The sequence below is a fragment of the Halobacillus yeomjeoni genome (assembly GCF_020171525.1).
In the GTDB taxonomy this organism is placed as follows: domain Bacteria; phylum Bacillota; class Bacilli; order Bacillales; family Halobacillaceae; genus Halobacillus; species Halobacillus yeomjeoni.
In genome coordinates, this window is sequence record NZ_JAIVAI010000004.1 from 201,195 (window position 1) to 213,057 (window position 11,863).

The window sequence follows — 11,863 nt, forward strand, 5'->3', positions numbered from 1 at the left end:
AAAGAGCATCTTTGTTTTGCTGGTCTGATCAGCGATTATCTATCTTTTCTGGATAAAGGTCATGGTTCATTAAACGGTGATCAGCCATTTGTTCGAATTTCGTTCCAGGTTTCCCATAGTTGCAATAAGGGTCAATGGAGATGCCGCCTCTTGGTGTGAATTTTCCCCAAACCTCTATATAACGAGGATCCATCAAGTCAATGAGGTCATTCATAATCGTGTTTACACTATCTTCGTGGAAATCTCCGTGGTTTCTAAAGCTGAATAGATACAGTTTCAGAGATTTACTTTCCACCATCTTAACATCCGGAATGTAACTGATATAAATCGTAGCAAAATCAGGTTGACGTGTTTTCGGACAGAGGGTGGTGAATTCCGGGCAGTTAAACTTTACGAAATAGTCACGGTTCGGGTGTTGGTTATCAAATGTCTCCAAAACATCTGGGTCATATTCAAAAGAGTAGTCTGTACCTTGATTGCCAAGTAAAGACAAATCCAAACTGTTTTCGTTTCTTCCATGCATGTTAAATATCTCCTTTATCATTTCGTTCCTTTCTTTGTCCAGAACCTTGTGAGGGCAAAGAAGTAGATATCTCAAAATAAAAACCGCAGCTTCTAAGGGCTGCGGTTTATCGGCTTTCAGCTTCCTTAGTTTTTTATAGAGGGATTACGCTAAGAAACCTCTTTATAAAGCGAAACAATTTCAGGTTCATTATATGGATACAGATGTAAACTGTCAATTTTCCTTATTCTTTATACCCATTTATGTAAATCTTTTACCATTTCCCTTTAAAAAAAGAACGTTTTCATCTAAAATGGAATTAATTCATGCAAAATTCTGAAAAATTATCAATGCAGCGGCTCTGAATAGCAGAGCTTTTTCAAGCCGCAACGAGAAAACGTTTACAAAAACAATCTTTTATGAGGTGATTTAATGGACATGCAACCAATCCAGGCAAGAACAGGTAATCACAACATGGATAACTACAAAGAAACATATGATCAATTCAATTGGGAAGAAGCCAAGAGTAATTTTACGTGGAGTGAAACCGGCAAAGTGAACATAGCTTATGAAGCCATCGACAAACATGCTGCCGATCCACAAAAGAAAAACCAAGTCGCTCTTGTTTATTCAGCGCCTGACCGAGAAGAAGAGTTGACTTTCGAAGATTTGAAAGTGAAGAGTGACCAATTTGCAAATGTATTAAAAAAACACCATATCAATAAAGGGGATCGTGTATTCCTGTTTTTACCGAGAAGCCCTGAATTTTACGCAGCTTTTCTCGGAATATTGAAAGTCGGAGCTATCGCAGGTCCATTATTCGAGGCTTTTATGGAACAAGCAGTAAGAGATCGTTTGGAAGATAGTGAAGCGACGATGTTAATTACGACTCCTGAACTGCTGGAACGTGTTCCTGTAGATGAACTTCCACATTTAAAGCAGATTGTTTTAGTTGGTGGAGAAGCACCAGGAAACTATATTTCTTATGATGAAGAAATGGCGGACGCTTCCAAAGACTTTGAAATCGAGTGGGTGGACTTGGAAGACGGTATGCTGCTGCATTACACTTCAGGATCCACAGGTAAACCAAAAGGGGTTTATCACGTTCATAATGCCATGATCCAGCACTATCAAACAGGAAAATGGGTGCTCGACTTAAAAGAAGATGATATTTATTGGTGTACAGCGGACCCTGGTTGGGTCACAGGTACAAGCTATGGAATATTCGCTCCATGGTTAAATGGGGTTACAAACGTAATCCGCGGTGGCCGCTTCAGTCCTGATGATTGGTATAATACAATCGCAGAAAAGAATGTGAGTGTGTGGTATTCCGCGCCGACCGCGTTCCGAAAACTGTTGAGTGCCGGCGAGGAAGCCGCGGAACGTCACGACCTTTCTTCACTCAGACATATTCTGAGTGTCGGAGAGCCATTAAACCCAGAAGTCATCACTTGGGGGCTGAAAGCTTTCGACCTTCGTATTCACGATACATGGTGGATGACGGAAACTGGCGGAATGTTGATTTGTAACTACCCGGCTATGGATATGCGTCCGGGTTCCATGGGTAAACCGTTCCCGGGAATCGTCGCCTCTATTGTAGACAACGAAGGAAATGAATTACCTCCAAATCAAATGGGGAATCTCGCCATTAAAGAAGGATGGCCTTCTATGATGCGCGCTATTTGGAACAATCCAGGAAAATATGAAAGTTATTTCATGAATGGCTGGTATGTATCCGGAGATAGCGCCTATAAAGATGAAGATGGGTACTTCTGGTTCCAGGGACGTTTAGATGACGTCATAAACACATCTGGAGAACGAGTTGGACCATTCGAAGTGGAAAGTAAATTGATTGAACATGAGGCCGTAGCAGAGGCAGGCGTCATCGGAAAACCAGACCCAGAGCGTGGGGAAATTATAAAAGCTTTTGTAACATTACGTGAAGGATATCAAGAATCAGATGATCTTTTAGAAGATATCCGTCAGTTCGTGAAAAAAGGGTTAAGCGCTCACGCTGCGCCGAGAGAGATCGAGATTAAAGAAACGATTCCTAAGACAAGAAGTGGTAAGATTATGCGTCGACTACTTAAATCTTGGGAGTTGGGACTGCCGACAGGAGATACATCTACTCTAGAAGAATAATGTTTGCCAAAAGCGCACAATCAATGGTTGTGCGCTTTTTTTATGAGATTGTTTCACGTGGAACAATGGTGGTGAATGGAAAAGGGAGAATGATCAGGTTTGTTTGGATAACGGATAAGGGAATAGGCTGTATGATTACTCGATATGGAGCAGTATGGAATGAAGCGATGCTCTATAGGGTAAAGTGAGGAATACAGAGGAAGTGAAGGAAATGGAAAAATCTATGTACGATTTAATCGGAATAGGCATTGGACCTTATAATCTTGGTTTAGCCGCATTGGTCGATCAAACGGATGAATTAGAAGCAGCTTTTTTTGATAAAACTCCTGAGTTTATTTGGCACCCTGGAATGTTGATAGAAAAGATGGATCTCCAAGTCCCATTTGTTGCAGACTTGGCTACATTTGCTGATCCCAAAAGTCCTTATACATTCATGAACTATTTACATGAACACAACCGGATGTTCCCTTTTTTCTTTCACAAACACTTTGAAGTGCCAAGACAGGAATACAACCATTATCTTCAATGGGTGGCAGGCCAGTTGAAAGAGCTCTATTTTGGCCACACTGTAGTGGATGTATTGGACAAAAAAGAAGCCGATCCTCCTCATTATGAAGTGATAGCAGAAGAAAATGCCACCGGGGAGAGAAAGTTCTATAAAGCAAAGAATATTATTATGGGAACGGGCAGTGAGCCGTTGATTTTAGATGGAATGGATGGATTGCCGAATGAAGATGTCATGCATTCCAGTCGCTACTTATTTGAAAAGAAACATTTATTGAAATCCAAAGGCATTACGGTGGTAGGTTCAGGACAAAGCGCATTGGAAGTTTTCTTGGATTTATTAGAAGAACAAGAACGCCAGGATATGAAATTAACTTTGCTGACCAGGACAGGTGGATTATTTCAATTAGACAAAGCGAAATTTGCCCAGGAAGTTTTCACACCTGAATATGTCGATTACTTTCATCAATTAAGTTTTGACCAGCGTACCCAAGCTCTTGATACATTGAAACCGTTGAGAAATGGAATTGATCCGGAAACACTCACCCGTTTATATACGAAACTTTATCACAAAACGGCAGGGATGAGAGATAGTAACGTGTTAATTCAGCCGATGACTGAAGTGAAAAATATTAAAGCTGTTGAAGACGGATATGAGCTTTCCTGCAGGCAGTGGCAGGAAGAAGTGGATTATAAGTATAAAACCGAAAAAGTGGTATTAGCCACTGGATATAAACCTCACATTCCTGATTGGTTTTTACGCAGGTTCCAAGATCAAATTGTATGGGAAGAGGAAGGGAAGTTCAAAGTGAACAGGGATTATCAGCTGGAATTCCGTGATCATCGGAATCATCATCTGTTCAGTTTGACCAACCTTGTCCATTCTCATGGAGCCGGGGCTACCAACCTAGGATTGTCTGTGCATAGAAATGTTCATATCATTAATAAAATAGCAGGCAAATCTATTTATAAAAATCAGGAAGATACCACCTTCCAGCAATTTTCCATGAAAGATTTTCAAGGATGAACCTCCCCCCTTCTCTAGAAGTTTATCTTTTAAGCACAGGGGAAAACAGGCTGTGTGGAAAAATTTTGAATAAATAAAAGGAGAGGGTAGTAGATGAGTAAAATCGCTTGTGTCATTACGTCTATGTTTGAAGATGTAGAGTATACGAAACCGGCGAAATCTTTTGAACAGGAAGGCCATGAAGTGACAACCATTGAATGGGAGTCAGGAAAAGAAGTTACAGGTAAGCAAGGGGAAGCAAGCGTACAAATTGATGCATCTATTGATGAAGTCAAGCCTGAAGATTTTGACGCGTTGTTCATCCCAGGTGGATTTTCACCTGATGTGTTACGAGGGGACGAAAAGTTTGTTCACTTCGCTAAACATTTCATGGATGAGAACAAACCTGTATTCGCCATTTGTCATGGGCCACAACTGTTGATTACAGCGAAAACCCTTGAAGGAAGAAAAGCAACCGGCTTCAAATCAATCGCAGTTGATATGGAATATGCAGGAGTTGATTATAAGGATCAAGAAGTCGTCGTCTGTAATAATCAACTTGTGACAAGTCGTCAACCTGATGATATCCCGGCATTCACGAAGGAGTCACTTCAATTATTGAAATAATAAATAATGTGAATTTGAGTCACGAGGCTGCCCCTTGTGACTCCTTTTCATATCCTGACTGGATTGCATCATGTGGAGTTGAGGTCCTCAATCAATTATAATGGGAGTAACGTATAGTCAGTGGATTTGAGTGGATTGATGTCAGTACATACATAGGAGGACAAATATGATCGTTCGTGAACAGGAAAACGCCTTTATTATGATCAAGCAGCACGATCATGCAAGGATATCTGGAGAAATCGTTTCTAATTGGAAAAATAATTTTTTGTTGCGCTCGAAGCTGAGGGAAGAAGCGGATTGGGCAGTTTTTGAACATGACCGGGCGTGGATTCCTCTGGATGATCATCCGGTATGGGATGGGGAAAATAATCGTCCCTATTCGTTTATAGATTACCCATTAGAAAAGAAGCTCGCCGCTTATCAAAGAGGGATCGAAGAGGTAGCGGCTCATTCCTTATATGCCGGGATGCTGTGCAGTATGCATTATCAATCTTTTTTCTCCGAGGAAGCAGATGATATTCGTATACGCGAATTTATAAAAGAAGAAAAGGAACGACAAGAAACGTTGTTTGCGCAAATGGAAACTGATGTACCGATGGATATTTATCAACTTCACTTTAAGAGGTTACAGTTTTGTGATGATTTGTCCTTATATGTATGTATGCAGGAACCGGGTATAACAAAAAGCGAAGAGGTACCTTGGTTCAGAGATGGCTTTAGACAAAGTTTTGATTTTTCACCTGAAGGCATGATGGCTCATTGGAAAGATGAAAATCATGTTACTGTTGATCCATTTCCATTTCAATCGGCTTTTGACGTACTGATCCCTTACCGTCTCGTTCAGAAAGATCTTATAAATGATGTGGGTATTGAGAGGGCATACCAGGAGACAGTAGTAAAACACTACCGAATATCATTTATTCCTGAATCATGAAAAGAACCCGCATGACAGACAGTCTGAAAAGAATTCTGACTGTCTGTAGCGGGAGATTTATTTTTGTTTCTTTTCTACATTGAACTGGTTGCTAAGCAGCAGCCAGTTTTGAGGGAAAGAAAGGCCGAGTTTCCAATAACTGATTCCCTTTAACCCTCGATCTTTAATTAAATCGAATTTTTGTTGAATGGACCGTGCATCCTCAAACCAAACTTCATGATCGTTTCCCTCTTGATCTGTATAGGTGAAGTAAGGGGCCTGCTCTTCTTCATCGTACAATATGTTTACATTATTCTCTTTTGCTATTTGGATTGCCCGCTGAGGGCTGACAGCTTTTGCGTACTCACCGCCAGGCTCATACGGAAGCGTCCAATCGTATCCATATAAATTCTGCCCCAGTAAAATCTTCTCTGCCGGCATTTCTGTCAATGCGTAATCTACCACTTCAGTTACTGGACCGATCGGAGACACAGCTCTAGGCGGTCCACCGCTATACCCCCACTCATAAGTCATCAATACGACAAAATCGGCAATTTCCCCGTGCGCCTTATAATCGTGTGCTTCATACCAGGCGCCTTTTTGGTCCGCGCTTGTTTTAGGGGCGAGAGCCGTGGACATCAAAAGGTCTTCTTTAGTTAATCTTTGCTTTGCTTTTCGTAAAAACTGGTTATAGTTCTCTTTTAATTCTATTGGGAGGAATTCCATATCAAAATGAACGTCTTCATAGCCGATTTCCTTTGCTGTATTGACGATATTGTCGAGTAAAGTATCCTGTAATGCCGTGTCAGTCAAAAATTTTCTACCTAACTCAGCGCTGAACTCACCATCAGCCAGGTTGGTGACTACCATCATTAATGAAGCATCGTTGTTCGCAGCAATTCCTTTGAAGTCATCCAGAGGTGGAGATTTCAAGGTTCCATCTTCGTTGATTTCATAACTGAAGGGCGCTAAGTAAGAGAGCTGCGCGGCCCTTGTTTGAGCAGAAGCCTTAAGAGTATCAGACACTTCTCCACCGAATGGCTCAATATAGGCATTAGCTGACGTCATAGTCGGTGGCTGTTCAGGAATATAGAGTCTGAATCCGACATTCAATATGGCATTCTTTGAAATTCCGTTCACTCGAGCAAGCTCGTCTGCGGTTGTATTGAAGCGTAGTCCAATGGTATATAAACTATCTCCAGGCTGTACAAAATAATATTGACCGACAATCGGTATCACGATGGCTTGACCAATGACCAGATCATCAGGAGTTTCTAATTCGTTTGCCTCAATGATAGCATTTGGCGTAGTATCATAGAGACCAGCAATCGAATATACAGAATCGCCTTGTTGGACGACATGGATTTGCATTGACGTCACTCCTTTCTCATCTATATCAATGTATGAAAAGCTTAAGTGTAAATATTCTTACTAAATGGAGGTCTCTATGAATCAAGATGAGCACTATATGCGTCTAGCGATCGAAGAAGCAATGAAAGCTGAAAAAGAGGGAGAAGTTCCGATTGGTGCTGTAATTACTCATCATGGAGAAGTCGTGGCCACCGGGTATAACCAACGAGAAACCTCACAATTGGCATCTTCTCACGCAGAGTTCATAGCGATTGAAAGAGCCAATCAGCAGTTGGGAAGCTGGAGGCTGGAGGATTGTACATTATATGTAACGCTCGAACCTTGCCCGATGTGTGCAGGGGCTATTTTACAGGCGAGGGTTCCAAAGGTCGTTTATGGCGCTAAAGATCCTAAAGCCGGATGTGCCGGAACATTAATGAATCTACTCGAAGATGATCGCTTCAATCATCTCGCTGAGGTGATCCCAGGCGTGTTGGGAGAAGAATGCGGGTTCATGCTGACGGACTTTTTTCGTAAGCTCCGGCAAAAAAAGAAAAAGAAGTGAATGGATTGAGGATGAACAAAATTTGGCATTGCATTTTTAAATAAAACTCGCTATACTGGTAATGTCGTGCTAAGCGGGGAGGTAGCGGTGCCCTACACTCGCAATCCGCTGTAGCGAGGCCGAATTCCCACCCAAGGTGGTGTGGCTTCAAGGTCTGCCTTATGTGACCGGTGTTGACACTCAGGTCCTGCGCAACGGGAACCAGTGAATCCTGTCAGGTCCGGAAGGAAGCAGCAGTAAGCTGTTCCTCCCGTGTGCCGCGGGAGTGCCTGGGTTGAGCCGTAATCATAAGTAACGCTTGGGGCCACGCCATCGACGGTGGGTGCACGGCACATACATATTAAAGCACTGTTCAATTTTTTATAAAAGATGAAGCCGTTATGAACGATAATCATAACGGCTTTTTTCTATTATTAAAACAAAATGGTTCAGCAACTTTCGTGAAGGTTCACATCACATCCTTCCATCAGGTATAATAGAGTCGAGACTAAAAAGGGAGAACGGTTATATGAGCTATCAGGCTTTGTATCGTGTCTGGCGTCCCAGGAACTTTGAAGATGTCGTTGGACAAACTCATATCACACGAACACTACAAAATGCGATTGAGCAGGATAAATTTTCCCACGCATATTTATTTTCCGGCCCTCGTGGTACAGGGAAAACAAGTGCGGCGAAAATTTTCGCCAAAGCTGTAAACTGTGAACAATCTCCAGTGAAAGAACCCTGTAATGAATGCCGGGCTTGTTTAGGTATTCAGGATGGGTCTATTTCTGATGTTATTGAAATTGACGCTGCCTCCAATAACGGAGTAGAACAGATCAGGGAAATACGTGACAAAGTCAAATATGCACCGAGTGCCGTTTCCTATAAAGTGTATATTATTGATGAAGTTCATATGTTGTCCATGGGTGCTTTTAATGCCCTGTTAAAAACATTGGAAGAACCTCCGCAGCATGTCATATTCATTTTAGCTACCACAGAGCCGCATAAAATACCGTTGACGATCATTTCAAGGTGCCAGAGATTTGATTTTAAACGAATCTCTCAAAAAGCTATGGTAGACAGGATGGATGCCATTACCACTGCTGAAGAAATTAATATTGCTCGTGAAGCTTTGGAAATAGTCGCTCTTACAGCTGAAGGCGGAATGAGGGATGCTTTAAGTCTCCTCGACCAAGCCATTTCCTATAGTGAAAACGAAGTAACCGTTGATGATGTTCTCGCTGTTACGGGTGCTGTATCGCAAGGCAGACTCGCCGAAGTGGTAAACGCACTGCATAAACAAGAAGTCAAATCTGCCCTTGAAGCGGTAGATGATCTTATACAAAAAGGAAAAGATCCAGGTAGGTTTGTTTTTGATTTGATTTATTACTTGCGAGACATCTTACTCTTTCAAAGTGCACCTGATTTGGAGCATAACCTCGAGAGAGCAATTCCTGATGAGACATTTCGGCAACTATCCGGCCAGCTTTCTGCGTTCTGGATACAAAAAGCTATCCGTGAGTTAAATCAATGTCAGCAGGAAATGAAGTGGACCACAAGTCCAAAGGTATTCATCGAAATTGCACTGCTGAACATGGTGGAAGTAAAAACTGTAACAAGTGAAAGTTCTCAAATAGAACCAGAAGCTGTACAGAAACTGACACGTAAAATCAGTGAACTGGAGAAAGAGTTGACGTCACTCAAGCAAAACGGGGCCAGCCCACAAGCTTCTGCTCCTCAAAAGCCGAAGCGGACACCTGCAAAATCAGGAAGAAAAGGATATAATGTACCATATGAACGAATTCGGCAGGTATTGAATGAAGCATCTAAAGATGAGATTAAAAATATCCAAAGCCGCTGGGCTGATTTTATGGATGCTCTCAAACAGAATAATGCCCCTGCTCATGCGACACTTTTGAATAGTAAACCAAGAGCTGCTTCGTCAAAAGCACTTGTTTTAGCATTCCGCTATGACATTCATTGTTCTTTGGCATTGGAACACCAGCAAACGATTGAGCCGCTGCTGACTGAATTCGTAGGTAAACCATTTACAATCATCCCGATTCCCGAACAAAACTGGCAGGATTTAAGGGAAGAGTTTGTTCGGAAACAGAAGGGGGATTCTTCTGAAGACACCCCTGAAGGCGATGGAACCGGCGAGTCTTCCTCTTCATCTAATGAGGAAGATCCATTGGTGTCTGAAGCGCGTAAATTAGTCGGGGATGATATGATAGAAATTCAAGAATAAAACGACTTAGTTCATTTAAAGGAGGAATCGCCATGCGTGGTGGAGGAAACATGAATAATATGATGAAACAAATGCAGAAGATGCAGAAGAAAATGATGAAGGCTCAGGAAGAGCTTCATGAAATGACATTCGAATCTTCAGCAGGCGGCGGTATGGTTAAAGTAACCGCTAATGGTAAAAAAGAAATTACTGACGTAGAGATTGATGAAGAAGTTGTAGATCCAGATGATGTTGAAATGCTTCAAGATTTGATAATTACTGCGACGAATGACGTCCTTAAACAAGTAGACGATAAAACGAATGACACTATGGGACAATTCACCAAGGGTATGCCTGGAGGAATGTTCTAGGAGGAGTACTCATGTATTATCCGGAACCAATATCAAAACTGATTGACAGTTTTACGAAACTGCCAGGGATCGGTCCTAAGACGGCCGTCCGCCTGGCTTTTTTTGTCTTAGAGATGGAAGAAGATGATGTATTGGATTTTGCGAAGTCTCTAGTGAACGCTAAGAGGGAGCTGACTCACTGCTCTATTTGTGGTCATATTACAGACCAAGACCCTTGCTCTATCTGCCAAGATGAATCTAGAGATCAAACATTGATTTGTGTAGTTCAAGACCCGAAAGACGTCATCGCTATGGAAAAGATGAAGGAATTCAGTGGAAAGTACCATGTTTTACATGGCGCTATTTCTCCAATGGATGGGATAGGGCCGGAAGACATAAATGTTGCCAGTCTTATTAATCGATTGAAGGATGAAGGAATCGAAGAACTCATACTTGCAACGAATCCTAATATCGAAGGTGAAGCGACAGCGATGTATATTTCTCGTTTAGTAAAACCATCAGGAATACGTATGACGAGGATTGCACATGGGTTACCTGTCGGCGGAGATTTAGAGTACGCCGATGAAGTGACATTATCTAAAGCTCTTGAAGGTCGTAGAGAACTGTAGAAGAGGGTGTTCCTGATGTTTGGTAGAAGAAAAGTCGATAAAGAATTGAATCAAGAACTTCTATTGAATATAAAGAAAACGAAAAAAGAATGGGAAGATTTGAATAATATTATTGAACAAAGCATTGAACCAAGTGAAGAAGGCTTAGCTGAGTTAGCGGTTATAAAAGCAAAATACTTCTATTTATTAAGGGAAGCCAGAGTACGCGGAGTCAATGCGCTGTCTTAATATGTACTATACCCCCGCTTGTCTTCATATACTGGAGTAGATTCAGTATTTTGGACAGGGGGTTTTTTTATGGATCCGGTACTCATCCTATTAATATTAGGATTAGCTATCCCTTTTCTACTTATATTGGGGGTTCCGTCCACACCGATTAAGTGGGTCGGGGGTTTAATGACGCGTTTGATTGTAGCGGTTATTCTCTTATTCTTTGTAAACTTATTTGGAGCACAGTTCGGTTTGCATATCCCTATTAACGGTTTTACGGCAGTCGTATCAGCGGTATTGGGGGTTCCGGGGATCATCTCCCTGGCTGCTGTTCAAATCTGGGTTCTTTAAAGAGGTTGAGGAGAGATCTCCTTGATCTTTTTTTATTGCCATGATCCGCTTTTGTAATATTAAAAGAACACTTTTATCAACCCATCCCGCCATAAAAAAGTCGTTGCGACAAAAAGGTATAAAAGAAATCTAATAAAATATGAAAAAAGGGTTGCCAATCCTAAATGCCACGTGATATATTATTACTTGTCGCGTTGAAAGACACCGACACCGGCTGAAAAAGCCGCAAAAAAATCATGAAAAAAGTTGTTGACTTCAACAACGCATCATGGTAAATTAATATTTGTCGCCAAAAAAGGCAGACGAAAGAAATTAAAAAAGTTGTTGACACCAACAACGAGCCATGATAAGATGGTTAAGTCGCTGTTTTGAGCGGCGAACAACATTTTGATCTTTGAAAACTGAACGAACCAACCAGTACGTCAAGATATTTCTTCTATTAAGAAGAAAACGAAACAAGCACATTCGGTGTGCAAATGAGCAAGACAAACTTTTTCAACTTTTA

The 11,863-nt window shown here is 41.5% G+C and carries 12 protein-coding genes and 1 other RNA gene; 11 read left to right on the top strand and 2 right to left on the bottom strand.

The window, feature by feature from the left end:
* Nucleotides 1-28 precede the first annotated feature (28 nt).
* Entirely contained in the window at nt 29-523 is a 495-nt protein-coding gene (gene queF, locus LCL89_RS12805; protein WP_224810419.1) for a preQ(1) synthase, read from the bottom strand.
* 411 nt (nt 524-934) lie between these two features.
* Between queF and acsA the strand changes: the two genes are divergently transcribed.
* The 4 genes from acsA to LCL89_RS12825 all read left to right on the top strand — a co-directional run bounded on the left by acsA (nt 935) and on the right by LCL89_RS12825 (nt 5,715).
* Nucleotides 935-2,644: an acetate--CoA ligase gene (acsA, locus tag LCL89_RS12810; RefSeq protein WP_224810420.1), complete on the top strand. Its 1,710-nt coding sequence runs from the start codon at nt 935-937 to the stop codon at nt 2,642-2,644.
* A gap of 211 nt (nt 2,645-2,855) precedes the next feature.
* Entirely contained in the window at nt 2,856-4,175 is a 1,320-nt protein-coding gene (locus LCL89_RS12815) for a lysine N(6)-hydroxylase/L-ornithine N(5)-oxygenase family protein (protein ID WP_224810421.1), read from the top strand.
* A gap of 93 nt (nt 4,176-4,268) precedes the next feature.
* Complete coding sequence (locus tag LCL89_RS12820) at nt 4,269-4,781, top strand: type 1 glutamine amidotransferase domain-containing protein (RefSeq protein WP_224810422.1); 513 nt, start codon at nt 4,269-4,271, stop codon at nt 4,779-4,781.
* Between the two features lie 166 nt (nt 4,782-4,947).
* Nucleotides 4,948-5,715 carry a DUF3891 family protein gene (locus LCL89_RS12825; RefSeq protein WP_224810423.1) on the top strand — a complete coding sequence of 256 codons (768 nt, stop codon included), beginning with the start codon at nt 4,948-4,950 and terminating at the stop codon, nt 5,713-5,715.
* A 57-nt stretch (nt 5,716-5,772) separates the two neighbouring features.
* Here LCL89_RS12825 and LCL89_RS12830 read toward each other — a convergent pair whose 3' ends face one another.
* Nucleotides 5,773-7,065 carry a glycosyl hydrolase family 18 protein gene (locus tag LCL89_RS12830; protein WP_224810424.1) on the bottom strand — a complete coding sequence of 431 codons (1,293 nt, stop codon included), beginning with the start codon at nt 7,063-7,065 and terminating at the stop codon, nt 5,773-5,775.
* A 76-nt stretch (nt 7,066-7,141) separates the two neighbouring features.
* On the opposite strand from LCL89_RS12830, the gene tadA reads away from it, so the two are divergent.
* From tadA to LCL89_RS12865, 7 genes are all read left to right on the top strand, one after another.
* Nucleotides 7,142-7,609, top strand: coding sequence for a tRNA adenosine(34) deaminase TadA (tadA, locus tag LCL89_RS12835; protein WP_224810425.1), 468 nt, complete (start codon nt 7,142-7,144; stop codon nt 7,607-7,609).
* Between the two features lie 64 nt (nt 7,610-7,673).
* Nucleotides 7,674-7,939: signal recognition particle sRNA large type (gene ffs / locus LCL89_RS12840), an RNA gene on the top strand.
* Between the two features lie 178 nt (nt 7,940-8,117).
* Nucleotides 8,118-9,839 (top strand): DNA polymerase III subunit gamma/tau, encoded by a 1,722-nt coding sequence (gene dnaX, locus LCL89_RS12845; protein WP_224810426.1) that lies wholly within the window; start codon nt 8,118-8,120, stop codon nt 9,837-9,839.
* Nucleotides 9,840-9,871: 32 nt separating this feature from the next.
* Nucleotides 9,872-10,189 (top strand): YbaB/EbfC family nucleoid-associated protein, encoded by a 318-nt coding sequence (locus LCL89_RS12850; RefSeq protein ID WP_197316859.1) that lies wholly within the window; start codon nt 9,872-9,874, stop codon nt 10,187-10,189.
* A gap of 11 nt (nt 10,190-10,200) precedes the next feature.
* Nucleotides 10,201-10,797: a recombination mediator RecR gene (recR, locus tag LCL89_RS12855; protein WP_146814432.1), complete on the top strand. Its 597-nt coding sequence runs from the start codon at nt 10,201-10,203 to the stop codon at nt 10,795-10,797.
* 15 nt (nt 10,798-10,812) lie between these two features.
* A complete protein-coding gene (locus tag LCL89_RS12860) occupies nt 10,813-11,025 on the top strand; it encodes a YaaL family protein (RefSeq protein ID WP_197316858.1) in 213 nt (70 codons plus the stop codon).
* A gap of 69 nt (nt 11,026-11,094) precedes the next feature.
* On the top strand, nt 11,095-11,358 hold the full coding sequence (locus LCL89_RS12865) for a pro-sigmaK processing inhibitor BofA family protein (protein WP_197316857.1): 264 nt from the start codon (nt 11,095-11,097) through the stop codon (nt 11,356-11,358).
* Nucleotides 11,359-11,863: the final 505 nt, after the last annotated feature.

Excerpts from the sequence above, each read along its gene's own strand:
- queF (WP_224810419.1), bottom strand. The coding sequence starts at position 523 with ATGCATGGAAGAAACGAAAACAGTTTGGATTTGTCTTTACTTGGCAAT.
- acsA (WP_224810420.1), top strand. The coding sequence starts at position 935 with ATGGACATGCAACCAATCCAGGCAAGAACAGGTAATCACAACATGGAT.
- LCL89_RS12815 (WP_224810421.1), top strand. The coding sequence starts at position 2,856 with ATGGAAAAATCTATGTACGATTTAATCGGAATAGGCATTGGACCTTAT.
- LCL89_RS12820 (WP_224810422.1), top strand. The coding sequence starts at position 4,269 with ATGAGTAAAATCGCTTGTGTCATTACGTCTATGTTTGAAGATGTAGAG.
- LCL89_RS12825 (WP_224810423.1), top strand. The coding sequence starts at position 4,948 with ATGATCGTTCGTGAACAGGAAAACGCCTTTATTATGATCAAGCAGCAC.
- LCL89_RS12830 (WP_224810424.1), bottom strand. The coding sequence starts at position 7,065 with ATGCAAATCCATGTCGTCCAACAAGGCGATTCTGTATATTCGATTGCT.
- tadA (WP_224810425.1), top strand. The coding sequence starts at position 7,142 with ATGAATCAAGATGAGCACTATATGCGTCTAGCGATCGAAGAAGCAATG.
- dnaX (WP_224810426.1), top strand. The coding sequence starts at position 8,118 with ATGAGCTATCAGGCTTTGTATCGTGTCTGGCGTCCCAGGAACTTTGAA.
- LCL89_RS12850 (WP_197316859.1), top strand. The coding sequence starts at position 9,872 with ATGCGTGGTGGAGGAAACATGAATAATATGATGAAACAAATGCAGAAG.
- recR (WP_146814432.1), top strand. The coding sequence starts at position 10,201 with ATGTATTATCCGGAACCAATATCAAAACTGATTGACAGTTTTACGAAA.
- LCL89_RS12860 (WP_197316858.1), top strand. The coding sequence starts at position 10,813 with ATGTTTGGTAGAAGAAAAGTCGATAAAGAATTGAATCAAGAACTTCTA.
- LCL89_RS12865 (WP_197316857.1), top strand. The coding sequence starts at position 11,095 with ATGGATCCGGTACTCATCCTATTAATATTAGGATTAGCTATCCCTTTT.